Origin of the sequence: Pseudomonas sp. MWU13-2105, from assembly GCF_023242315.1 — a bacterium.
Taxonomy (GTDB): domain Bacteria; phylum Pseudomonadota; class Gammaproteobacteria; order Pseudomonadales; family Pseudomonadaceae; genus Aquipseudomonas.
Map to the genome: position 1 here is coordinate 1 of NZ_JALLIY010000010.1, position 23,764 is coordinate 23,764.

Annotated in this window: 23 protein-coding genes; 14 read left to right on the forward strand and 9 right to left on the reverse strand. The window is 61.7% G+C overall.

Going from position 1 to position 23,764, the window contains the following annotated elements:
- Positions 1-420: 420 nt before the first annotated feature.
- Together M5B96_RS15685 and M5B96_RS15690 are read left to right on the forward strand one after the other, a co-directional pair.
- Positions 421-792 (forward strand): hypothetical protein, encoded by a 372-nt coding sequence (locus M5B96_RS15685; protein WP_248797883.1) that lies wholly within the window; start codon positions 421-423, stop codon positions 790-792.
- 106 nt (positions 793-898) lie between these two features.
- Positions 899-1,093 (forward strand): hypothetical protein, encoded by a 195-nt coding sequence (locus M5B96_RS15690; protein ID WP_248797639.1) that lies wholly within the window; start codon positions 899-901, stop codon positions 1,091-1,093.
- Positions 1,094-1,165: 72 nt separating this feature from the next.
- Here the strand turns inward: M5B96_RS15690 and M5B96_RS32535 are convergent, their stop codons facing one another.
- Positions 1,166-1,297: a hypothetical protein gene (locus tag M5B96_RS32535; RefSeq protein WP_263859593.1), complete on the reverse strand. Its 132-nt coding sequence runs from the start codon at positions 1,295-1,297 to the stop codon at positions 1,166-1,168.
- 90 nt (positions 1,298-1,387) lie between these two features.
- Positions 1,388-2,875: a PLP-dependent aminotransferase family protein gene (locus M5B96_RS15695; protein ID WP_248797640.1), complete on the reverse strand. Its 1,488-nt coding sequence runs from the start codon at positions 2,873-2,875 to the stop codon at positions 1,388-1,390.
- 77 nt (positions 2,876-2,952) lie between these two features.
- Here M5B96_RS15695 and M5B96_RS15700 point away from each other — a divergent pair, with 77 nt between their 5' ends.
- Entirely contained in the window at positions 2,953-4,623 is a 1,671-nt protein-coding gene (locus tag M5B96_RS15700) for an NAD(P)H dependent flavin oxidoreductase family protein (RefSeq protein WP_248797641.1), read from the forward strand.
- A gap of 40 nt (positions 4,624-4,663) precedes the next feature.
- Here the strand turns inward: M5B96_RS15700 and M5B96_RS15705 are convergent, their stop codons facing one another.
- The gene (locus M5B96_RS15705; protein ID WP_248797642.1) at positions 4,664-5,299 is read right to left on the reverse strand and encodes a LysE family translocator; all 636 of its coding nucleotides are present in this window, start codon (positions 5,297-5,299) and stop codon (positions 4,664-4,666) included.
- A 195-nt stretch (positions 5,300-5,494) separates the two neighbouring features.
- On the opposite strand from M5B96_RS15705, the gene mgtA reads away from it, so the two are divergent.
- From mgtA to arsA, 4 genes are all read left to right on the forward strand, one after another.
- Entirely contained in the window at positions 5,495-8,227 is a 2,733-nt protein-coding gene (gene mgtA / locus M5B96_RS15710) for a magnesium-translocating P-type ATPase (RefSeq protein WP_248797643.1), read from the forward strand.
- Positions 8,228-8,323: 96 nt separating this feature from the next.
- Entirely contained in the window at positions 8,324-9,268 is a 945-nt protein-coding gene (locus M5B96_RS15715) for a chromate resistance protein ChrB domain-containing protein (RefSeq protein WP_248797644.1), read from the forward strand.
- Positions 9,261-10,619, forward strand: a complete 1,359-nt coding sequence (gene chrA, locus M5B96_RS15720; protein ID WP_248797645.1) for a chromate efflux transporter — start codon at positions 9,261-9,263, stop codon at positions 10,617-10,619. The genes M5B96_RS15715 and chrA overlap by 8 nt, the downstream gene beginning before the upstream one ends.
- A gap of 390 nt (positions 10,620-11,009) precedes the next feature.
- Positions 11,010-12,770, forward strand: a complete 1,761-nt coding sequence (gene arsA / locus M5B96_RS15725) for an arsenical pump-driving ATPase (protein ID WP_248797646.1) — start codon at positions 11,010-11,012, stop codon at positions 12,768-12,770.
- Between the two features lie 17 nt (positions 12,771-12,787).
- Here arsA and hisM read toward each other — a convergent pair whose 3' ends face one another.
- The 5 genes from hisM to M5B96_RS15750 all read right to left on the reverse strand — a co-directional run bounded on the left by hisM (position 12,788) and on the right by M5B96_RS15750 (position 16,908).
- The gene (hisM, locus tag M5B96_RS15730; protein ID WP_248797647.1) at positions 12,788-13,495 is read right to left on the reverse strand and encodes a histidine ABC transporter permease HisM; all 708 of its coding nucleotides are present in this window, start codon (positions 13,493-13,495) and stop codon (positions 12,788-12,790) included.
- Entirely contained in the window at positions 13,492-14,181 is a 690-nt protein-coding gene (locus M5B96_RS15735) for an ABC transporter permease (RefSeq protein WP_248797648.1), read from the reverse strand. The genes hisM and M5B96_RS15735 overlap by 4 nt, the downstream gene beginning before the upstream one ends.
- A 24-nt stretch (positions 14,182-14,205) precedes the next feature.
- Complete coding sequence (locus M5B96_RS15740) at positions 14,206-14,976, reverse strand: ABC transporter substrate-binding protein (RefSeq protein WP_248797649.1); 771 nt, start codon at positions 14,974-14,976, stop codon at positions 14,206-14,208.
- A gap of 61 nt (positions 14,977-15,037) precedes the next feature.
- Positions 15,038-15,892 (reverse strand): PfkB family carbohydrate kinase, encoded by an 855-nt coding sequence (locus M5B96_RS15745; protein WP_248797650.1) that lies wholly within the window; start codon positions 15,890-15,892, stop codon positions 15,038-15,040.
- 2 nt (positions 15,893-15,894) lie between these two features.
- Positions 15,895-16,908: an SIS domain-containing protein gene (locus M5B96_RS15750; protein WP_248797651.1), complete on the reverse strand. Its 1,014-nt coding sequence runs from the start codon at positions 16,906-16,908 to the stop codon at positions 15,895-15,897.
- A 249-nt stretch (positions 16,909-17,157) separates the two neighbouring features.
- On the opposite strand from M5B96_RS15750, the gene M5B96_RS15755 reads away from it, so the two are divergent.
- Complete coding sequence (locus tag M5B96_RS15755; RefSeq protein ID WP_248797652.1) at positions 17,158-17,949, forward strand: GntR family transcriptional regulator; 792 nt, start codon at positions 17,158-17,160, stop codon at positions 17,947-17,949.
- Between the two features lie 80 nt (positions 17,950-18,029).
- Here the strand turns inward: M5B96_RS15755 and M5B96_RS15760 are convergent, their stop codons facing one another.
- On the reverse strand, positions 18,030-18,950 hold the full coding sequence (locus M5B96_RS15760; protein ID WP_248797653.1) for a LysR substrate-binding domain-containing protein: 921 nt from the start codon (positions 18,948-18,950) through the stop codon (positions 18,030-18,032).
- A 166-nt stretch (positions 18,951-19,116) separates the two neighbouring features.
- Between M5B96_RS15760 and M5B96_RS15765 the strand changes: the two genes are divergently transcribed.
- The 6 genes from M5B96_RS15765 to M5B96_RS15790 all read left to right on the forward strand — a co-directional run bounded on the left by M5B96_RS15765 (position 19,117) and on the right by M5B96_RS15790 (position 23,761).
- A complete protein-coding gene (locus M5B96_RS15765; protein ID WP_248797654.1) occupies positions 19,117-20,241 on the forward strand; it encodes an NAD(P)/FAD-dependent oxidoreductase in 1,125 nt (374 codons plus the stop codon).
- Entirely contained in the window at positions 20,231-20,569 is a 339-nt protein-coding gene (locus M5B96_RS15770) for a (2Fe-2S)-binding protein (RefSeq protein WP_248797655.1), read from the forward strand. The genes M5B96_RS15765 and M5B96_RS15770 overlap by 11 nt, the downstream gene beginning before the upstream one ends.
- On the forward strand, positions 20,562-21,962 hold the full coding sequence (locus M5B96_RS15775; RefSeq protein WP_248797656.1) for an FAD/NAD(P)-binding oxidoreductase: 1,401 nt from the start codon (positions 20,562-20,564) through the stop codon (positions 21,960-21,962). Before M5B96_RS15770 ends, M5B96_RS15775 begins: the two co-directional genes overlap by 8 nt.
- Positions 21,959-22,312: a RidA family protein gene (locus M5B96_RS15780; RefSeq protein ID WP_248797657.1), complete on the forward strand. Its 354-nt coding sequence runs from the start codon at positions 21,959-21,961 to the stop codon at positions 22,310-22,312. The genes M5B96_RS15775 and M5B96_RS15780 overlap by 4 nt, the downstream gene beginning before the upstream one ends.
- Before the next feature lie 161 nt (positions 22,313-22,473).
- Entirely contained in the window at positions 22,474-23,256 is a 783-nt protein-coding gene (locus M5B96_RS15785) for an ABC transporter substrate-binding protein (protein ID WP_248797658.1), read from the forward strand.
- Between the two features lie 67 nt (positions 23,257-23,323).
- Positions 23,324-23,761, forward strand: coding sequence for a heme-binding protein (locus M5B96_RS15790; RefSeq protein WP_248797659.1), 438 nt, complete (start codon positions 23,324-23,326; stop codon positions 23,759-23,761).
- Positions 23,762-23,764: the final 3 nt, after the last annotated feature.

Sequence of the window (23,764 nt, forward strand, 5' to 3'; positions counted from 1 at the left end):
CTCAGTGGCCAGAGCCATGATGAGTTACACCACTTCCTGGGACACGATCAAATGACTGTCCAAAAAAACTCATATTTCCTACGCGGTTCAGGCATGGGGGAATATTGCTTGCGCCAAACGTCGGGGCTACTGCTCAAGTGTCGCTGCAAATTCAGCGACACGGGTTTGAACGCCCGGAAATGAATAGGCGCACAGCGCCGCGAAAGCGGTATTTTTGTGCTCGCGTTATGGCGGGCTGTGCGCAGGAGGCTTCGGCCTGCCGGTTCCTATTCCCGGTCGTTCAACCTGCGTACGGTCCGCCACCTTTTGTTTGAACGCGGAAAGTGGCGAACTCCTGAACCCGAATAGGAATGCCGCTATATCACCCCCGATCCGCCTGTCGTTTGCAAAACCCTCAGCACTGCGGATAAAGAGACATACCTGCGTAAGCTCCCGGACACTCCATCCAACGAATCCGAACCAGCCCCCGCAAACACCCCCCGTTTGCTCGATACCCTCGCATTCACCTGCGCCAAACCCGTCACCCCCGAAGCCCCGTACAAACCCACGCTATTCGCCATCCAACCCGGCATCACCGCCCAGGACGCCCTGGTCTACGTTTCCAATCTGCTCGAAACGGCGGAACTCAATGGCGACGAAATCAGCCTGCACACCAACCCCGTCGAGCGGACATTGTTCTGGGGCATGCTGCATTCGGTGGAGGTAGCGCGTGCGGTGGTGGACGCCTTGCTGGAGGGTGCGTCTCCCTCCAATCAGCTATCGCCGGCGTTGGGCAACCCTCCAGATGGTTGAGGTCGCCGGCCCATAAAGCGCCCCCGTTTCCAAGGCCTGGAGTATGGAATCTTGGGAGCAACAGGAGTAAAAAATACCTTACCTGCCTCAACCCGAGGATGTGCCAATGGTCATTACGGTCAAAGAACGCGATGAAGATCACATGTCCCACGACGCCAATAACGCGGGCGTCAGGATGTGGGATGTCTATCAAGGTGATGTGCTGGTCGGCGTCTATCACAGTGAAGCGGATGCGTTGAAGTACAAGGCTTTGCTGGAGAGCGGTCGGTTGGATAACCTCAAGGCGCCTCCGAAAAACTGAGGTCAAGGCATGAAAAAGCCCAGCTTGATGCTGGGCTTTGTTTTTTCGGGAGAAACAGTGAGGCGAACCCGATTAAATCCCGGTGTCGCCCCGGGCCTGCCGCGCTGCCTTTTCCTTTTTATGGTTCTTCATGTCCTGCCTGATGCCCCAGGCGATGACAACGATCCCAAAGATAGCCATCAGAATGATTTGACTGGTAGGCATAACCCGCTCCTTGCAAAAAACGCCCATTGAACGCGTTACCCCCGCCCCTGCCAAATCGAGGGGGTTACAGAATATTTCAATGGGCGCTGCTTACCGGCTGATGGCCTTCGCCGCCTGCGCCAAACGCAGGGTCGCCTGGCGGATCTCATCCCGGTCCAGCGAGGCAAAGCCCAAGCGCAGCGCATTCTCCGCTTGGTCCATGGGCGAGAAGTGGCGGCTGTTACGTACCACCAGGTCGAGCTCCAGGGCTTTCTCCACCAGTCGGCCGACGTTTATTTCCTCGGCAAAACGGACCCACAGCGCCAGGCCGCCTTCGGGCTCCTGCACGGAAATCCGCTCGCCAAAACCCTCCACCAGGCAACGCTGCAGGGTTTCCCGACGCCGTCGATATTCCTTCGAAACCCGACGCAGGTGCTTCTTCAATTCGCCGTCATTGATCAGGTCCGTGAGCATCTGCTGCGCCACCGCATCCCCCTGGCCGAGTATCAACGCGGCATTTCGATTCAGCACCTCGATCACATTGGCGGGCGCCACCACATAGCTGCAACGGAACGTCGAGCCCAGTGACTTGGACAGCGAGCCGATATAGATCACATGCCGCTGGCTGCTGTCGCTGGCGAGGGGCAGATAGGGCCGACCGTCAAAGTGATACTCGTAGTCGTAGTCTTCCTCGATCACGCAGAAGTCATGCTGCTTGGCCAGCGCCAGCAACTGTTGCCGACGCCCGGCGTGCAGGCTGACCGTGGTGGGGAACTGGTGATGGGGCGTGAGATAGATCATCCGCACCTTATGCTGGCGACACAGCTCATCGATCTGATCGACCCGGCAGCCTTCGTTGTCCAGGTCCACGGTCACCAATTGCGCTCCCAGTCTGCGGAATATCTCCCACGCCGGCGGATAGCTCAGGCGTTCCACCAGCACCACGTCACCGGGTTCCAGCAGCGCGCTGGCGCTCAGGTACAGCGACATCTGGACGCCCTGGGTCAGGCAGATCTGCTCGGCCTCGACGGCCAGGCCGCGATTGTTGCGCAGCATCTCGGCCAGTGCCCGGCGCAACGCATGACTGGTGCCGTCGCTACCGTGGCGCACGGTATTGGACACGAAGCTCTTGCGCAGCGCATTGCGGTAGTAGCGATGCAGGACGGCTTGCGGCAGCAGACGGTGGTCACAGGCGCCATTATCGAAGAACAGCGCCCCGGGCTGATATTGCAGTGCCGTCGCTTGCTGGCCCGGAGTGAAATACGCCACGGCGGGTTGCGCCCGCAGTTCCAGCGCGAAGGACGGCGGGGCGCCGCGGGTCTTGGCCATGGGCGCCAGTTGCGCGTTGACGAAGGTGCCCCGGCGCGGTTCGCTGACCAGCCAGCCCTTGGTCATGGCTTCCTCGTACGCCAGGATCACGGTCTTGCGGTTGACGTCGAGCAGCCGCGCCATTTCCCGCGTCCCCGGCAGCAGCGTCCCGGGTGTGAGGCGCCCGTCGACAATCGCGCTCACGAGGCCTTCGACAATCTTGCGGTAGGACGCTTGAGCCGTGGTCTCCTCCAGCTTGAGCAAGGGTCGCCATTTACGCATCTGGACCATCTGAATTATCCAAAACTGGAGGTTTTAATGGTCCTAGTCTAACGCAACAATTGCACCTCATTCACCCCGAGGTCCTTATGCACACACGCCATGTCATTGAGTTGTCGCCCTCGGGCAAAACCTTCGAAGCCGGTGAAGAGTTGTTGCTCGATGCCATGCTTGCCAGCGGCTTGTCGGTGCCGTTCTCGTGCCGTCGCGGGGCCTGTGGTTCGTGCAAGGTCAAGGTGCTGGCGGGGCAGTATCGTGACAAGCTCCTGGCCGCGGATGCCCCGGCCCCTTCCTACCCGCTTGCCGCCGATGAAATGCTCTTGTGCCAGAGCCACGCCTGCGCCGATATGCGCCTGGAAATCCCCGGCTGGTCGCTGGACACGCCCACGCTGGAAATCCCCGCACGGGTCCTGAGCAAGCGCGCACTGGGCGGCGATATCACCGAGCTGGTGCTGATGCCGGAAACGCTGGCGCCGCTTGAGGTGCGCGCCGGCCAGTACGTCAGGTTTCGTCTCGACGATGGCGACAGCCGTTGTTTCTCGATTGCCAATCTCCCGGCAGAGGAGGGTGGCCGGTTGGTCTTCCAGATTCGCCGGGTCAGCGGTGGACTGTTTTCCGAGCAGATCCTGGCAACGCTGGACGTCGGTCACGCGTTGACCCTCGAAGGCCCATTGGGGGCTTGTACCTGGCAGCACGAAGACGCTCTTCCCGTGCTGCTGTTTGCCACGGGAACCGGCTACGCCGGGGTCAAGCCGCTGCTGCTGACCGCACTGGCCCGGGATGCCGAGGTGACGTTGTACTGGGGCGGCTCGCAACCGGAGGACTTTTACGACCGTGAATTCCTCGACCAGGCCTGTACCGAGCACCCGCGTTTTTCCTGGCATCCTGTGCTGTCGTCGGCGGGTCGGGTGCAGCAGGTTGCCTTTGCGCGGGCGCATCCTTGGGCGGATGCCCAGGTCTATGCCTGCGGTAACGGCTCGATGATCCGCGCGGTCCGTGAGCACTGCCTCGCGGCGGGCGTGCCGGCTCACCGGTTTGTCGCGGAAGCCTTTGTGCCCAGTGGCCTGTCGCGAGCCGAGTCGGCGGCCAAATCGCTGGATCCGGTCTGGGAAAAAGTCGGCCCGCGCTATTCCCTGGACGGCATGCTGGCCGCCCGCGAGCAATCGGTCCGCGCCCTGGCCTCGATTGCCAGTCGACTGCGGGTCGGCATGAGCACCGCCGAGGCGCTTGAGATGGCCGACCGGCAACTGCGGGCCATGGGCGCGTCGCACACTTGGCATCCGACCTACATCCGCTTTGGCGAAGACACCGTGCGCACGCCACGCCAGGGCATCGATCCGCAACGCAAGCTGCGCGCGACCGATATCGCCGTGGTCGATCTCGGCCCGGTCTGGGATGGCTATGAAGGCGACTATGGCGACACCTTCGTGTTCGGTGAACACCCGTTGCACCAGGCGTGCGTCAAGGCCTTGCACGAAGTGTTCGACGAAACCCGCGAGGCCTGGCACCAGGGGCTGACCGGCCGCGAGCTGTATGACTTCGCCGAACGCAGTGCCGCCTCGAAGGGCTGGCGGCTGGAGCGCAACCTGGCCGGACACCGTATCGCCGATTTCCCCCACGCCTTGTTCGGGCAGGAGAAGCTGGCCGAGCTGGAGCTCGTGCCGAGCGAGATGGTCTGGGTCCTGGAAATCCAGCTATGCCATCCCACCGAAGCGGTGGGGGCATTCTTCGAGGATATCCTGATCGGCGAGGGCGGCTGATGCTTGTCGCCCTTTTGCGTTCAAGCGCAAACCGCCGGCTTTAGCGCCGCCCCTCGACGACCATGCGCACGGCCAGGCCGGTAAGGACCGTGCTCATCAGCCAGCGCTGGACGATCTGCCACACCGGCCTGTTGGCGAGAAATGCCGCGATGGAGCCCGCCATGATGGCAATCACCGCGTTGACACTGACGCTGATGACGATCTGGGTAAAGCCGAGTGCAAGGGATTGCGTCAGCACGCTGTCGTGGCCGACCGGGTCGATGAATTGGGGCAACAATGACAAATACATGACCGCGACTTTGGGATTCAACAGGTTGGTGACAAAGCCCATGGTGAACAGCTTGCGCGGGCTGTCCTTGGGCAGGTCGCGCACCTGGAACGGCGAGCGGCCGCCGGGCTTGACCGCCTGCCAGGCCAGGTAGAGCAGGTAGAGCGCGCCGCCGAGGCGCAGGACGTCATAGGCGTAGGGAACCGCCAGGAGCAGGGCGGTGATGCCCAATGCGGCGCAAAACATGTAGACGACGAAACCCAAGGCCACGCCGCCCAGGGAAATCAGTCCGGCCATGCGGCCCTGGCAGATCGACCGCGAGATGAGGTAGATCATGTTCGGCCCGGGAGTCAGCACCATGCCGAGTGAGATCAGGCCGTAGGCAAGCAGGTTGGACAGTTCGGGCATGGCGTAACTCCTGGAGGCAGATGGTAGGCATCTGATGGAGCGCACGATAATAGGGCGGGCAAAGCGAGTATGTTAGATACAGATTGACCAACAAAACGTCATACAGCGCTCGCACTATTGAGCATTTGGGGGAAACGAGATGAGCGTGTCATGGCTGACCCGCCCGGCGCTGGCGTGGATGCGAGTGGAGCCAAGATGAAGCTTCTCACGCAAGGCTTCAGTAGTTTCCTGCGCCGCCGCCGCGCCCTGCGGCATTTCCGCCGGCGGCCGATGCTCGGTACCCTGGCCGCCGGCCATGCGCCGGCGGCGTCCGGGCAGCTCGCCGTCGACCTGCTGCGCGCCGCCGCCGAGCCGCAAGCCGAGGCACTGCTCCGGCTGGGTTCCGGCGTCGCGGGCCTGGCGCTCGGCGAGGCCGCCAAACGCCTGGCGCACGACGGTCCCAACGAGGTGGACCACGATAAGCCGTTGCCGGGCTGGCTACGGCTGTGGCGTTGTTACCTGAACCCGTTCAACCTGCTGCTGACGGTGCTGGCCGGCCTGTCCTGGCTGAGCGCGGACGCCAGGGCCACGCTGGTCATCGGCCTGATGGTGAGCCTGAGCACGCTGCTGCGCTTCGTGCAGGAAGGCCGCTCGCACAAGGCCGCCGAGGGCTTGCGCTCGCTGGTGGGCAATACCGCCAGCGTGATTCGCCATCAGGTCGCCACGCCGAATACCCCGCTGCGGCAAGACATCCCGGTGCGCGAACTGGTGGCCGGCGACCTGGTGGTGCTGTCCGCGGGCGACATGGTCCCGGCCGATTGCCGCGTGCTGACGGCGCGCGACCTGTTCGTGGCGCAAGCGGCGATGACCGGCGAATCCGCGCCGGTGGAGAAGTTCGTCGCGCCGCCGGAGGTTGCGGCCGGGCCGCTGGAGGCGCTGAACCTGCTGTTCATGGGCACCAGCATCGTCTCCGGCTCCGCCACGGCTCTGGTCCTGACGACCGGCTCGCGCACCTACTTCGGCGTGCTCGCGGCCAGCGCCCTGACGGTCGACCCGATGCCCAATGCCTTCCAGGCCGGGGTCAACAGCGTGAGTTGGCTGCTGATCCGCTTCGCCGCGGTCATGGTGCCCATCGTCTTCGTCCTCAACGGCTTGACCAAGGGCGACTGGCTGCAGGCGTTCCTCTTCGCCGTATCGGTCGCGGTGGGCCTTACCCCCGAAATGCTGCCGATGATAGTCACCTCCACGCTGGCCAAGGGCGCGGTGCTGCTGTCGCGCCGCAAGGTGGTGGTCAAGCGCCTGGATGCGATCCAGAACCTCGGGGCGATGGACGTGTTGTGCACCGACAAGACCGGGACGCTGACCCAGGACAAGATCGCCGTCGCACGCCACACCGATGCCTACGGCCAGGTTTCGGTTGAAGTCCTGAATTTTGCCTTTCTCAACAGCTACTACCAGACCGGCCTGAAAAACCTGCTCGACCATGCGGTGCTCGATAACGTCGAACTGGCCGAGGAGCTCAAGCTCGAGGAGGCCTACCGCAAGATCGACGAGATTCCCTTCGACTTCGTGCGCCGGCGCATGTCGGTGGTGGTGGCCGAGCGCGACGAGCGGGGCGAGCACCACGAGTTGATCTGCAAGGGCGCGCTGGAGGAGGTGCTGTCGATCTGCAGCCATGTCCGTGTCGCCCCGGCCGGCCCGCTGTCCGCGGATGCGCCGCTGGATGCCGCGGCGCTTGCTCGTGTGCAGGCCTACACCCGCGAGCTGGGTGCCGAGGGCCTGCGGGTGGTCGCGGTGGCCATGAAGGAACTGCCGCCGGAACAGACGACCTATGCCGTGGCCGATGAGGCCGGCCTGGTGCTGGTGGGCATCATCGCCTTCCTCGACCCGCCCAAGGAGTCCGCCGCTCCGGCACTCAAGGCCCTGGCCGCGCACGGCATCCGGGTCAAGGTGCTGAGCGGCGACAACGCCGCCGTGACCGCGCACGTGTGCGCCCAGGTCGGCTTGCCGAGCACGCCGATATTGCTCGGTGCGCAGGTGGAGGCCATGGATGACGCCGCCCTGCAGGTCGCCGCCGAGCAGCACGACGTGTTCAGCAAGCTCGCGCCGTTGCACAAGGAGCGTATCGTCCGGGCCCTGCGCGCCAAGGGCCACATCGTCGGCTTCATCGGCGACGGCATCAACGACGCACCGGCCCTGCGCGCCGCCGACATCGGTATCTCGGTGGACACAGCGGTGGACATCGCCAAGGAGGCGGCCGACATCATCCTGCTGGAAAAGAGCCTGCTGGTGCTGGATGAAGGGGTGATCGAGGGCCGCACCACCTTCTGCAACATGCTCAAGTACATCCGCATGACCGCCAGTTCGAACTTCGGTAACGTGCTCTCGGTGCTGGTGGCCAGTGCCTTGTTGCCATTCCTGCCGATGCTGCCGTTGCAGTTACTGCTGCAGAACCTGCTCTACGACGTGTCGCAGACCGGCATTCCATTCGACCGGGTGGATGCCGAGCTGGTGGCCAGGCCGTTGCAGTGGAACCCGGCCGATATCGGCCGTTTCATGCTGTTCTTCGGGCCGTTGTCGTCATTGTTCGACATCGTCGCCTTCGGCGTGATGTGGTGGGTGTTCGCCGCCGACAGCGTCGCGCGGCAAGGGCTGTTCCAGACCGGCTGGTTCGTCGTCGGTCTGTTGACCCAGACACTGATCGTGCACCTCATCCGCACGCCCCGGCTACCCTTCGTGCAGAGTTGGGCGGCTGCGCCGCTGCTGGTGATGACCGGGGTGATCATGCTGCTGGGCCTGTGGCTGCCGATGGGCGCGCTGGCGCCATACTTCAAGCTGCAGGCTCTGCCATTGGCCTATTTCGGCTGGCTGGCTGCCATCCTGCTGGGCTATTTCGGTCTCACGACGCTGATGAAACGTTACTACATTCGTCGCTTCGGCTGGCAGTGAGCGGTTTGGACGGCGCGCGTCCGGTCGAAACAGCTTTCCAATTTCTCAATGGAAGAATAATGTAGGTATATCTACATTTTTACGATCTGATGCTACATGAAAAATTGGCTGATTCTGATCCTGGGATTACCGACCGCAAATGCGACCGAGCGCATGCGCGCCTGGCGTGCGCTGAAAGCTTCCGGGGCCGCGGTTTTGCGCGATGGTGCCTACCTGTTGCCAGATACCGCTGCCTGTCGAGAGGCGTTGGTCGCGGTTGAGCGCGATATCTTGGCCATCAATGGCACCGCCTATGTCCTGCCTGTGGTGGATCCAGACGGTGAACGTTTTATCGGATTGTTCGATCGCAACGAGGATTACAGCAAGCTGCGTACTGAAATCGAGGAATGTCGGGGACAACTCACTGCCGAGAATGCACTGTCCAGCACAAAGCAGATTCGCAAGCTGCGCAAAAGCTACGAACAGCTGGCCAGCATCGACTACTTTCCTGGCCAACCGAAGCAGCAAGTCGACGCGGCCTTGCAGGCGCTTGAGACGGCGGTCAGCAGGGCCTTGTCGACGGACGAACCCCATAGCCGAGACCTGCCCATAACCGTACTCAACCCAGGCGATTACCAGGGGCGTGTCTGGGCAACCCGCAAGCGGCCCTGGGTTGACCGCCTGGCTTGTGCCTGGTTGATCCGTCGGTTCATTGACCCCGGCGCTCGGATCCTCTGGCTGGACAGCCCGCAGGATTGTCCGGTCGACGCGCTGGGTTTTGATTTCGATGAAGCGACCTTCAGTCACGTCGGCAACCGCGTGACCTTCGAAACCCTGCAAGCCTGTTTTGAACTCCATGCGCCCGGTCTGGGGCGCGTGGCTGCCCTGGTGCATTACCTCGACATCGGCGGTGTCCAGCCGGTCGAGGCGGTGGGGATCGAACGGGTGCTGGCCGGATTACGTGAAACCATTGGTCACGACGACCATCTGCTGGCGGCTGCGAGTGCCATCTTCGACGGTCTGCTCGCGGTGTTTGTGAAAGAGGAACAGCACAATGAGTAAGGTTTCCCCATCAGTCCTTGAAGAGGACCTGCCAAGACCTGAAACGATCAGTTTGCGTGAGGCGTTCTGGTTCTGGTTGAAGCTCGGCTTCATCAGCTTCGGTGGGCCTGCGGGGCAGATCTCGATCATGCACCAGGAGTTGGTGGAGCGACGGCGCTGGATCTCCGAACGGCGCTTCCTGCATGCCCTCAACTTCTGCATGTTGCTCCCCGGGCCGGAGGCTCAGCAGTTGGCAACCTACATCGGCTGGCTGATGCATCGAACCCGGGGCGGCGTGATTGCCGGAGGGCTCTTCATATTGCCCTCGTTGTTCATCCTGATTGCCTTGTCCTGGATGTACATCGCGTTCGGCGACGTCCCTGCGGTGGCGGGTCTTTTCTATGGCATCAAGCCGGCCGTCACGGCCATCGTGGTGCAGGCGGCTCATCGGATCGGTTCCCGAGCGTTGAAGAGCGGTTGGCTGTGGGCCATTGCGGCTGCCTCATTCGTGGCGATATTTGCCTTTGATGTTCCTTTCCCGCTGATCGTGCTGAGCGCGGCGTTGCTCGGTTACCTGGGTGGACGCCTTGCCCCGGAAAAGTTCAGGGTCGGCGGGCATAGCGCCGCCAAGAAGTCTTATGGCCCGGCCTTGATCGATGACGATACCCCGTCCCCTGAGCATGCCCGATTCAGCTGGGTAAAACTGGCCGTGCTGGTACTCGTCGGCGCTACGTTGTGGGCGTTGCCAATGGGCGTCCTGACCGTGCTCTTTGGCTGGGAAGGCACCTTGACCCAGATGGGCTGGTTCTTTACCAAGGCGGCGCTGCTGACGTTTGGGGGGGCTTATGCGGTGCTGCCTTATGTCTACCAGGGCGCGGTCGGTCACTATGGATGGCTGACCCCAACGCAGATGATCGATGGCCTGGCCCTGGGTGAAACCACCCCCGGGCCGTTGATCATGGTGGTGGCTTTCGTCGGCTTTGTCGGCGCCTATGTCTCCCAGGTGTTCGGTGCCGACCAGGTATTTCTGGCCGGAGCCCTCGCCGCCACGCTGGTGACCTGGTTTACCTTTCTACCATCGTTCCTGTTCATTCTCGTGGGTGGTCCGCTGGTGGAGGCCACGCACAACGAACTCAAGTTCACCGCGCCGCTGACCGGGATTACCGCCGCCGTGGTTGGGGTGATTCTCAATCTAGCGGTGTTCTTCGGCTATCACGTGCTGTGGCCAAAAGGGTTCAGCGACACCCTCGATTGGCCCTCTGCGTTGATCGCGATTGCGGCGGCGATTGCCTTGTTTCGCTTCAAACGTGGGGTGATTCAGGTCCTGCTGGCCTGTGCTCTGGTTGGTTTGGTCGTGCACCTGCTGCGCTAGAGCGCGCAATGCTCAACGATTCCCTGGCGGGCACCGGGCCTGCCAGATCATCCAGCCTACCATGTTCACCGGCGCGATCCTTTCCAGGCGCCAGAGCGGCATGTTGTTGGTCGGGCTGGGGTTGACGCTGCGCTGATCAGAACGGGCGGCGATTTGGTTTTCCTCGCCTTCCAGGCGCTGCTCGGCAGTGATTTTTGACTCATATCAGGTTCCTCTCGATTAAGGCCGAGGGCGGCGCTCGCCGGCCAAAACGGAGCGCTGCCGTCGTGCTATGTTCCAACGATTGCACACCGTGTGCGGCTTGATTGGCGTGTCGGCAGTCTGGGTGAAAATGCTCGATGGTCGTGTGCGTGTACGAGTTTGGTCCATCGAATCGCTGAGGAATGACTCATGCAGTTTCTTGAGAACGCACCGCGCTTTCTGTTCTTCACCGGCAAAGGTGGTGTCGGCAAAACCTCGATTGCCTGTGCCACGGCGTTGCAGCTGACCGCCCAAGGCAAGCGCGTACTGCTGGTGAGTACCGACCCGGCCTCCAACGTGGGTCAGGTATTTGGTCTCAGCATTGGCAACCAGATCACCCCTGTACCGGCCGTGGCCCATTTGTCCGCGCTCGAAATCGATCCGCAAGCCGCCGTCCAGGCCTACCGTGATCGGATTGTCGGGCCGGCGCGCGGCGTGCTGGACGCTGATGTGGTCAAAGGCATGGAAGAGCAGTTGTCCGGGGCCTGCACAACGGAAATCGCATCCTTTGATGAGTTCACCGGGTTGCTGGTGGGCTCCCGGCAGACCGCTGACTTTGACCATATCATCTTTGATACCGCACCGACCGGGCACACCATTCGCCTGCTCCAGCTGCCCGGGGCCTGGAGCGGTTTCCTCGAGGCGGGGCAAGGTGATGCTTCCTGCCTGGGGCCACTGGCGGGGCTCGACAAACAGCGGGATCAATATCGTCAAGCGGTTGCGGCGCTGGCCGATCCGGCCCGCACTCGACTGGTTTTGGTGGCCAGGGCCCAGGCGACCACCCTGCGCGAGGCGGCACGGACCCATGAGGAACTCGCGCGCATCGGTCTGAGCAAGCAGTACCTGGTGGTCAACGGCGTATTGCCTGCCACCGAGGCCGAGTCGGACCCCTTGGCCGCGGCCGTGTATGCTCGGGAGCAGGCCGCCCTGGCTGATATGCCGGAGGCACTCAAGGCCCTGCCCAGGGATCAACTGCCGCTGAAAGCCTTCGATCTGGTCGGCATCGAGGCGCTCAAGCAGTTGCTTGGTGAAGCGGTTCAAGCCGTTGAAGGATTGGAACCCGCAACGGTCGAGATGCATGCCCCCAGCTTGAGTGATCTGGTCGATGAGATTGCCGCCGATGAGCATGGGCTGGTGATGGTCATGGGCAAGGGCGGTGTCGGTAAAACCACCCTGGCGGCGGCGGTGGCCGTCGAGTTGGCGCACCGGGGGTTGCCGGTTCACCTCACCACGTCCGATCCGGCGGCCCACCTGGCCGAGACCCTGGTCGGCTCAATGAGCAACCTCACGCTCAGCCGCATTGATCCCCACGTTGAAACCCAACGTTATCGCGATCAAGTGATGGCCTCCAAGGGCGCGGGCCTTGATGAGCAAGGAAAAGCGCTGTTGGCCGAGGATCTACGCTCGCCCTGCACCGAAGAAATCGCGGTCTTCCAGGCGTTCTCGAGGGTTATTCGGGAGGCGGGTAAAAAGTTTGTGGTCATGGATACGGCACCCACCGGGCACACGCTGTTGTTGCTCGATGCCACGGGCGCCTACCATCGCGATATCGCTCGGCAAATGGCAGGCAGCAACCGGCATTTCAGTACGCCGATGATGCAACTTCAAGACCCGAAGCGAACCAAGGTCTTGCTGGTCACCCTGGCCGAGACCACACCGGTACTCGAAGCGGCCAATCTGGAAGCGGATCTGCGTCGTGCCGGCATTGAGCCCTGGGCCTGGGTGATCAACAACAGCATCGCCGCCGCCAGGACCCGATCACCTTTGCTGCGCAGGCGTGCACGTAATGAACTCAAGGAAATCGAGCAGGTGGCCCGCGAACACGCCCGACGCTATGCGGTGATTCCCTTGATGGCCGAGGAACCTATCGGGGTGGATCGGTTGCTCAGGCTCAGCGAGAGACAGAGCTGACAGACCATGCTCATGACTCAGTTCAAACGCTGATAGGCCAGCAGACGGCGTTCTGCCAATCGAAATACACCCACCAGCGCGCACGCCAGCAACATGTAGAGCAGGGCGGCAATCCCGTAGGCCTGAAAGGTCTTGAAGGTGGCGGCGTTGACATCCGTGGCGATTTTCAGGATGTCGGGAACGGTTGCGGTAAAGGCAATGGCCGTGGCGTGCAGGACAAAAATTACTTCGTTACTGTACGCGGGGAGTGCTCGGCGCAACATGCTCGGTATCAGTACGAGAACGAACAGTTGGCTACGGCTCATGCCGAGTGCCAGGGCTGCCTCGATCTCGCCGCGCGGGGTGGTGCGCAGCACGCCGGCGAGAATTTCGACGGTATAAGCGCATGTATTCAAGGCCAAAGCCAGAATCACGCAATGCATGCCGTCACGAAAGAACCACCACAGGCTCGAGGATTCTCTTATAAGGCTCAAGCTGGCCAGCCCGCTATAGATGATCAGCAGTTGCACGAACAGTGGCGTACCACGAAACACCAGGGTATAGAGCCGGATGGGCAGTGCCAGCCACTGACTGCCGTAGGTGCGTATCAGTGCCAGTGGTATCGCCGCGCACAAACCGATGACGGCTGACGTCACCAATAGCCAGAGCGTGACGGACAGACCGCTCCAGCGGTAACCGTCGGACCACAGGAAGTTCGGCCCGAACTCTTTCAGTATCTCGATCATGACGCTCTCCGTGGTGGTTCGACGTTGTAGCGTCGCTCAAGGTGTTTGAGCGCAAGACTCGAAAAGATCGCAAAGGCAAAAAATATCGCGGCAATCACCAGGTAGAAAAACATCTGCCTTGAGGTCGCATTGCCTGCCTGTTTGGCGACCTGAACCATGTCATTGAGGCCCAGCAGCGAAATCAGACCGGCACTTTTCAACAGCACTTGCCAGATATTGCCGATGCCGGGCAAGGCGAAACGCATCATTTGCGGGAACCGGATACGCCGCAGCACTTGCCAGTGGTTCATGCCATAGGCTCGCGCTGCTTCCAGTTGCCCGAACGGGATGGCCTGGAATGCGCCGCGAAAGGTCTCGGCGCAGTAGGCACCGTAGATGAATCCGAGCGTACCGATTGCCGTGCCGTAAGGGTTCAACTGGAACGTTTCCTGGTCGAACGCTTCCGCCACCTGGTTCAGCCCGATTTGCGCGCTGTAGTAAATGAGCAGCATCAACACCAGGTCCGGAACACTGCGTACCAGCGTGGTATAGACCGTGGCGAGCAGCCGTAGCGGCGCCAGGGGCGAGAGTTTGGCCAACGCGCCCAGCAGCCCCAGCGCGATGGCCACGCAGGCCGCCCAGGTGGCCACCTGGACGGTCAACCACGCGCCCTGGAAAATGAGATGGCCGTATCCCTCAAGAAACATGGTTCCAGGCTCCGCCAGGGTGGTTTATTTCGGCGAGATATCGAAGTCGAAGTATTTTTTGGCGATGCGCTCATAGGTGCCGTTCTGGTGGATCCGCTCCAGCGCCTGATTGATTTCGCCAGCCAGGGCGGTATCGTTCTTGCGCAAGCCGATCCCGGTTCCGGGGCCGAAGATTTCCGGGGATTTGACGACGTCCCCGGCATACCCGAAGCCCTTGCCGATCGGCTTTTTGAGCAACCCTTCGGAGATCGCGATGGCATCATCGAAGGCGGCGTCCAGTCGCCCGTTGATCAAGTCCGAATAGGTCAAGTCACTGCTTTGATAGGGCACGATCTCAACGCCCTTCAGGCCCCACATCCGCTTGGCATAGGTTTCGAAAACACTGCCCTGTTGCACGCCGATGCGTTTTCCGCGCAAGGATTCGGCTGTTGGCTGCAAGGGACTGCCTTCAGGGGTCACCAGGCGAGCCGGGGTGTCATAAAGGGTGTTGGAGAAAGCGATTTCGGCTTTGCGCTCTTCGGTGATCGACAGGGCCGACAGGATGCCGTCGAACTTCTTGCCTTTAAGGGCCGAGACCATCCCGTCGAAGGCGTTTTCCACCCAGACACAATGACGTTTCAGCTCGGTGCACAGGCTTTCACCCAACTCGATATCGAAACCTGTCAGCGAACCGTCCGGTTGCTTGGACTCAAAGGGCGGGTAGGTGGGGTCGACCCCGAAACGCAACTCTTGGCTGGCGCCCCAGCTCATCAGCGGACTGGCCACGAGCATCAAACCGATCAGACATTTTTTCATCGACAGGGTATCCACGACAGGTTGGTTGAACAGCCCTGGGGTTGGCCCGGGGCAGCATGCGTCAGCCTTGAGTGTTCAAGGCTTGTTTCAATTGCTCGGACCGTTCTGCGTCCAGGGCTTGAGCATGGCCAAAGCCACCGCTCCAGCCACACACTCGGGCGGCATAATCGACGCCTTGCAACAGGCACTCCGCGAGGCTGTGCCGGGCTTGCCAGGCCAGCAGAAACGCCGCGATGAAGCCGTCGCCGGCGCCCATGCTGTCGACAAACACGCAAGGCCGGCTGGGTTGTTCCTGCAAACCCTGTGCGTCGACCGCGAGGGCGCCCAGAGCCCCGCGAGTGATGACTACAATTGCCGGGCCCAGGGCCCGCATCGAGAGCGCCAGCTCATAGGCTTTCTGCGCAGGCAGGTCGGCTGCCGAGAAAAAAGCGATATCGACATGCTTGATCAGCGCCGGCCAATCGAACTCGACCCAGTTGTCCGAGAAGTCGAAGGACAGGCAGCCGCTAGCATGCCGAATCTGCGCCAGTTGATCTTCGAGACCGCTGTAGAGGCTGCTATGTGCCAGTGGGAATTGCCTGAGATAGGCCAGATCCTCGGCATTGAGGCGCAATTGTCGACACACACCGGGATCGCTGCCGAGAAACACCCGCTCACCCTCGCGGCTGTCGACACAGGCCCAGCCATTGGTCCCCGGCAGCGTTTGGCAACGGGAAGTATCCACGCCTTCCTTTTTCAGGCAATCGAGCAAGTGCCGGCCATGCCGATCATCGCCCACACAGCCCAGGTAGGCGCTGCGGGCGCCAAGTCGGGAAGCGAATACCGCGACGTTCAGCGCATTCCCGCCCGGATATTCGATATTGCGATCCAGGTACACATCCACGGTGTTATCGCCGACCGCGATCAAGCTGGTCATGCTCAGTACTCCGTTTTCCACATGTAGCGGCGAGTCGTCAGCGGTTGCTGGTGCCAGACCGCCAGATGGGCGGCGATACGTTCAGCGGCGATGCCGACGACGTAGGGCGCGACAATCGCGCGGATCTCCGGGTCGATGCCGGGCATCGGGAAATCCTTGGAGTCGTAGACCATGACCCGTTCGGTATAGCGCTGGCAGAAGCTCACGACGCGTTCCATCTGTGCTCGACTGGGATCTTCACCGACCAGCAGAAGCAGCGGGGTGGAGGCGTCGATGGCTTCGAACGGGCCATGGAAAAACTCCGCGGCCTCCACCGGCAGGCAGTGCAGCCATTGGCTTTCCATCACCACACAGACGCCGAACACATAGGCGGTGGTGAACATCGGCCCCGACGCGAGGAAGTACATGACACGATCATCTTTATAGAGGCGTGCCTCTTCGCTGGCCCGTTGGTCGTTGTTGATCGCCGCATCGGCCAACGCCTGCGGCAGCGCTTTGAGTGAGCGAGTGAGCTTGTCCAGCAGTGGCCAGCCTTCGCGCTTGGCCAGAATACCGCCGATCAATGCCTGAAGGATCATGAAGCAGCCAAAGTAAGCCTCGTCGGTGCGTCCCAGCAGGAAACAATGTTGAACGGCTTGGGCCAGCGGCAGCTCGGCGGTTTGCGTCACGCCCACCGTCAGGCATGGCTTGCCTTGCAGGAAGCGTGCGGCGGTGATGGTTTCCCGGGTTGTTCCGGACTTGGACGCGAGGACCACCAGGGTGCGCTCGTCCAGGCGCGGCGGATCGATATCGATGAAGTCGGCCGGGAAGTAACGACGCACTTCCAGTGAATGGCTATAGCGCTCAAGCCAGTACTGCAGGCCAAGCATGATGCGGTTGGGAGCGCCGCAGCTGACGAAATAGATGCGGTCAATCCGCGTTGCCAGCTCCTGGCCAAATTGCTGGGCGTCGTCGACGATTTGAACGGATTGCTGCAAGGAAGCGATAAAACCTTCCCGGTTGAACTGGATCGCCATGTGGGCTCCTTGGTGCCTTGTTGCGGTGGTTCAAGTTGCTGCTTATGACCACCATTTAGACCAAAAGCTATACCATGAAAAATACCATTACAAGGCTTTTTTCCCGTGGTCTAATGGACTGAACAGGCGGCTTCCAGGGTTTTCCTGAGCCGGGTTTCCTTTGTTATTGTCAAGTTGGCGGGTTTGCGTCGGTTTTTGTTTTTTACAGTCGCAATGGATCGCCAGAAAAAATAATCCAGGATGTAGACCATGAAAGTGCCCCCTCCCAAACCCTCCGATGTGGCGTTTCCCGTGCCCCAACGCAAACAGGTTGCCTGGCAGGCCGTACAAGCGCTGCTGGAAATGCTGGAGCGCCCTGAGTTCGGACCGACTGAGCGGATCCCGGCGGAAAGGGATCTGGCCGAACACCTGGGGATCAGCCGGATGACCTTGCGCAAGGCGCTGCAAACCCTGATCGATCGCGGGGTTCTCGAGCGTCGAGGTAATCGCGGAACCTTCGTGACCGCTCCGGGTGTCGAGCGGCCACTCAACACCGTGGCGCGCAAAGGCATCGCCGAAGTGGTTGAGCAAGCCGGGGCCCGGCCCGGCAGCAAATTGCTCTACTTCGAACAAACCCTGGCCAGCGCCCGCGTCGCCAAGCTGCTGAAAATTCGGGAAGGGGATGTGTTACTGACCATCAGGCGTCTGCGCACCGTGGACCAAAAGCCGTTCTGCATCGAGACCAGCTATATTCCTGCTGCCCGCGTGCCGGAACTGGTTGCGGGGGATCTGATCGAGGGGGCCTCGTTGTATGCCTTGTTGTTGGCGCGGTATCAGATTGAAATAGACAGCGACGAGGGGACGCTAAGCGTTGCCACAATGAATGATCAGGAGGCGCGGTTGCTGGAAGTCGATCCCGGGACGTCCGCTCTGGTTTATCGGGGGGTGATATTCGACACCCAGGGGCAGCCGGTGGAGTATCTGGTCTCGATCAATCACCCGCGGCGTGTGGTATTCAAGCTGGCGGACAGTCGGCTTGGCAGCTTTCATTCCAGTGAGTAAAGCCGCTCGAGGGTGTGGGTACCGTGCAAGCTTTGGTCAGCCTGACTTCCTCCGAAAAAACAGTTTGAAATAAGCGGCTTTTATCGCTTTCCCGTTTCAAGCCGATAATCCGCTGGAATCTCCTGGGCGATGAAGTGCTGCATATGCTGCAGAAAGCGGGCCTGCAGCTTCGACGTCGGTCCCTGAACCGGCAGCAGCATGCTGAAGTCCATTTCGATCGCCGGTTCGAACGCCCGGAATACGATGCCACTGCCGCGGTACTCGACGGCGCTGATGGCATCGACCAGGGCGACCCCCAATCCCTGTTCGACGAACATGCACATAGGCAGTGACAGCTGGGTTTCCAGGCGCAGTTCACGCTCGACCCCATGTGCGGCAAATATCGAGTCGATGTGTTGACGCGAACCGATGGATTGCGGATAGGAGATAAATGCCTCGCCGCGCAGATCCTCCGGCCGGATCGTGGCCTTGTCCTGTAGGCGGTGGTTCGCCGGCAGGGCACAGAGCATGCGGGTGGCCAACAGTTTCTCGGCCCGCGGGCTGGGGTAGGTGTTGGGCAGCACGATGATACCCAGGTCGCAGCGCTGGCCGACCACCAGGTCCACCACCTCCCGCGATGACTGCACCACCAGCGAAATCTGCACCTGGTCATGCTCGGCCATGAAGGCCGCGATGGCGCGCGGCAGGAACGACAGGCCCATGGCCGGCGCGCAGGCAATGTGCAGTGAACCGCGTTTCAAGCTGCGGATATCTTGCGCGGTCCGCGCTATACGCTCGACGCCAAGCAGTGAGCGTTGCACTTCCTGATACAGCGTCATGGCTTCGGGGGTGGGCTGGAGCCGGCCTTTGATACGGTCGAACAGGCTGAAGCCGATGTCCTCCTCGAGGCTGGCAATCAGTCGGGTCGCCGCCGGTTGCGAGATGTGCAGCATCTCGGCGGCGCGAGTCACGGTCTGGCCCAGAATCACCGCGCGAAAAGCTTCCAGCTGACGAAGGTTCATGGCGCTATCCCTTGGGAAAATCCATAACAAAAAGACATGGTCTTGCCAAAATAAAGCATTTTTCAAGCCGCTGTCAGCTCTCTAGGATCGTTTAAATCAAGATTATCCAGGCGTAATGCCTGCGCTGAGGGTGATTCCTCCGCGTGTGAGAGCGATAGCGGGACTCATGCAAAAAACTGATGTCATTGTCGTCGGCGCAGGTTTGGTGGGGTTGTCCATTGCCTATGGGCTGGCCCTGCTCGGTCGCCAGGTCAGCATCCTGGATGAAGGGGACGAGGCCTTTCGGGCCGCGCGCGGCAACTTCGGCCTGTTGTGGGTGCAGGGCAAGGGCTATGGGATGAGTCCCTATGCGCAATGGACACGTGAGTCGGTGGTGTTGTGGCCACGTTTCGCCGCCTCATTGCAGGCCGATACCGGTATTGACATCCACCTGCGCCAGGCCGGTGGATTCCAGCTGTGCCTGAGTGACGATGAGCTGGCCGAAGAAAGCCGCCGGATGCACTGGCTGCGTGAAGCCATGAACGGCGATTATCCGTTCGAACTGCTCGATTCGGCACAACTGCGCGCCCGCTTGCCTGGCGTCGGGCCGACGGTGGTGGGGGGCTGCTATTCGCCCCTGGACGGTCACGTCAATCCGTTGAAGTTGTTGCGTGCCCTGTATGCCGCCTGCCGGCTGCGCGGGGTCAGGATCATCAATGGCCAGCGGGTCGGTGCCATTGGTCAGCGCGCCTCGGGCTTTGAACTGCACGCCGGTGAACAGCGCTGGCACGCCGGGCAGGTCATCCTTGCTGCCGGACTCGGTAACCGCGAACTGGGCGCGCAGTTGGGGCTCGATGTGCCGGTGCGTCCCAATCGCGGGCAGATCCTGGTCACCGAGCGGCTCCAGCCTTTTCTGCATTACCCCACCACCTATGTGCGCCAGACCGACGAAGGCACGGTGCAGTTGGGCGATTCCCACGAGTCCGTGGGATTCGACGACGCTACCGGCAGTGCAGTGATGGGTGCCATCGCCGCGCGTGCCGTGCGCTGCTTTCCGCAGTTGGCGCAGGTACGGTTGGTTCGGGCCTGGGGGGCGCTGCGGGTGTTGAGCGCGGACGGTTTTCCAATCTACGAAGCGTCGCCGGCCTGCCCGGGGGCGGTTGTTGCCAGTTGCCACAGCGGCGTGACCCTGGCGGCGATCCACGCCTTGCGCCTGGCGCCCTGGATTGGCGGGGAGTTCGATGATCCGGCGGTGGGCGCTTTCGGTTTGCAGCGTTTCAGTCTCAAACAGGAGGGGCGTCATGTCGGCTGACACCTTGTTCCGGACCTTGGGACCTGCGGGAAAATCCGTGCGGATCGAATTCGAAGGCGCGTCGTTGTCGGTGCCCGAGGGCATTTCCCTGGCCGCTGCATTACTGCTCAGCGGCGTCACTCATACCCGTGAAAGCGCGGTCAGCGGCAGGCCCGGCGCACCCTATTGCATGATGGGCGTGTGCTTCGAGTGTCTGGTCGAGGTGGATGGGCAAGCCAATTGTCAGGCGTGCCTGTTGCCGGTTCGAGCCGGCATGCGTGTGTTCAGGCAGCGCGGTGCTCGCGATTTCCTGCTCGCCGAGCAAGGCGAGGAGGGCGCTGATGAATAAGCAAGCGCTCGACCTGATTGTGATCGGCGCCGGCCCCGCGGGAATGAGCGCCGCCCTTGAAGCCAGGCGATATGGGCTTTCGGTGGTGGTGCTGGATGAACAGGGCAGCCCCGGTGGGCAGATCTATCGCAACATCCGGCAAGCCGATGCCCGCAGTCGCGGCATATTGGGCGATGACTATGCGGCGGGGGCCGAGCTCGTCGCGCAGTTCCTCGCCTGCGGCGCCCGTTACCTGGCCAATGCGGCGATCTGGCAGGTGACGCCGCAGCGTCAGGTGCATTACCTGATCGAGGGGCGCGCGGAAATCCTGCAGGGGCGGCATGTCCTGATCGCCAGCGGTGCGTTCGAACGACCAATGCCGGTTCCCGGTTGGACCCTGCCCGGGGTCATGAGCGCCGGAGCCGGGCAGATCCTGCTCAAGAGCGCGGCGATGGTGCCGGACGGGCCGCTGCTGTTGGCGGGCTGCGGGCCGTTGTTGTACCTGCTGGCGGTGCAATACCTGCGTGCCGGCATCAGGATCGAAGCGCTGGTGGACACCAGTGGCCCGGGCGACCTGCGGCGGGCCTGGCGCAAAGTCCCTGGCGCCTTGCGCGGTTGGCGCGACTTGCTCAAGGGGCTGCGCTTGCTGGTCGCATTGAAACGCGCCGGGGTCAGGCATTTTCGGGCTGCCCGGGACTTGCGTATCGAAGGTCAGGCGCAGGCCCGGGCGCTGAGTTTCGACAGCAATGGGCGTCGCTGGACGATTCCCGCCTCCCTGGTTTTGCTGCATCAAGGTGTGGTGCCCAACACCCAGGTCAGTTGGTCATTGCGCCTCGAACATGACTGGAGCGAACAGCAGCTGTGCTGGGTTGCCCGCCGCGACAGCTGGGGTGAAAGCAGCCTGCCGGGAGTTTTTATCGCGGGTGACGGTGGGGCCATCGGCGGCGTTCAAGTGGCGCGGCTCGAAGGTCGTCTGGCCGGGCTGGCGATGGCCGCAAGGTCGGGAAAAATTGATGCGCGACAGCTGCTGCAACTCGCCACCCCTTATCGAAAGGCCTTGCGCCAACAACGTGCGGCACGGCCACTGATCGATGCCTTGTACCGCCCGCAGCAACAGAACCGTATTCCAGACGACGAGGTGATTGTCTGCCGTTGCGAGGAAGTCAGCGCCGGTGAGATCCGCCGGCACGTCGCACTCGGTTGTCTGGGCCCCAATCAGGCCAAGGCTTTCGGGCGCTGCGGCATGGGGCCTTGCCAGGGGCGCCTGTGTGGTTTGAGTGTTACTGAAATCATTGCCGGACAGCGCCAGGTCCCCGCCGCGGAGGTCGGCTACTACCGCATTCGATCGCCGCTCAAACCCATCACGCTTGCCCAACTGGCCAGCGAGACAGCCCACACCCAGGAGCACTTATGAGTCGTATTCAACGCATCGAAAGCAATCCCCGCCTGAGCCGCAGTGTCGTGCATAACGGCGTGGCCTGGCTCAGCGGCATCGTCGCCGCCGATTGCAGCCAGGACATCCAGGGCCAGACGCGCCAGGTTCTACAACGGCTCGACGAACTGCTGGAAGTCTCCGGCAGCGACAAGAGCCGTCTGCTCAGCGTGCAGATCTGGATGAAAGACATGGCTGCCGATTTCACTGGCATGAATGAAACCTGGAGCGCCTGGGTCGATGCCGGGCAGACGCCGGCACGGGCCACCGCCCAGGTGATGTTCGATGACCCGCGGATCCTCCTGGAGCTGATCGTCACCGCCGCCGTCTGAGTTTCACCGTGGTACCCGCTGCGCCAGGTCGAACCTTGCGCAACGACACAGTAGTCGACCGCCAGAGTCGCCACTCCCGCCAGTTCACATTGCTGCTGCCATAACGGACGCCTTCGCTTGCGGAGCATCCGACATAAACAACATCGCATCTGGAGCTATGAATGAACGTAAAAAGTCTTGTCCTGAAAGTCAGTCTTGCCTCGCTGCTGGCGTTTGCGGTCAACCTGCAGGCGGCGGAGCAACCGCTACGTATCGGCATCGAAGCGGCTTACCCGCCGTTTGCTTCGAAGACCCCGGATAACACCATCGTCGGCTTCGACTACGACATCGGCCAGGCGCTCTGTGCCGAGATGAAAGTCCAATGCCTGTGGCAGGAACAGGAGTTCGACGGGCTGATCCCCGCGCTCAAGGTGAAGAAAGTCGATGCGGTGATTTCATCGGTCTCCATCACCCCCGAGCGGCTGAAATCGGTCGATTTTACCGATCGCTACTACCGTATTCCGGCACGCCTGGTATTCCGCAAGGGCAGTGCTATCAGCGATATCCCCGCTCAGCTCAAAGGCAAGCGGATCGGCGTGCAGCGCGCGACCAACTTCGATCGCTACGTGACCGAAAAATTCGCGCCGGCCGGCGCCGAGGTGATCCGTTACGGGTCGCAGAACGAAGTGTTCCTCGACCTGTTGGGCGGGCGGCTCGATGCCACCATGGCCAGTTCGGTGGTGATCGATGAAAGCCTGTTGAAACGCCCGGAAGGGCGGGACTTCGAGTTCGTCGGACCGAATTTTACCGAAGAGCAATTCTTCGGTACCGGTATCGGTATTGCGGTGCGCAAGAACGATCCGCTGGCCGCTCGTTTCAATCGGGCGCTGGCGACGATTCGAGCCAATGGCACCTACGATAAAATTCGCCAGAAGTACTTCGATTTCGACATCTACGGCGAGTAACGATCGGGCGTTGTTTCGGCCCGCATGCTTGGGCATGCGGGCGTTTTCTTTATCAGTCGGAGTCAAGATGCAAACCAAGGCGTTACTGAGTGAACAGCAGGTGTCGCAATTGCTCTCGGCGGCCAAGGATCTGGCCCGGGAGCGCAACTGGCCCGTGGCGATTTGCGTGGTCGATGACGGCGGTCATCCATTGGGCCTGTTGCGCCTCGATCATACGGCGCCGATTGCCGGTTATATCGCCACGGAAAAAGCCCGCACCGCGGCGTTGGGGCGTCGCGACAGCAAGGTTTATGAAGAGATGATCAACGGCGGGCGCCCGGCATTTCTGAGTGCGCCAAACCTGCAAGGGATGCTTGAAGGCGGTGTCGCCATCTGGCACCAGGGCCACTGCATCGGTGCCATTGGGGTGTCCGGGGTCAAGGCGGAACAGGATGCCGAACTGGCTCGCTTGGTGATTGACACCCTGTTGAGTGGCGCGCTCGAAGACAGCGGACTTCACCGATGAGCG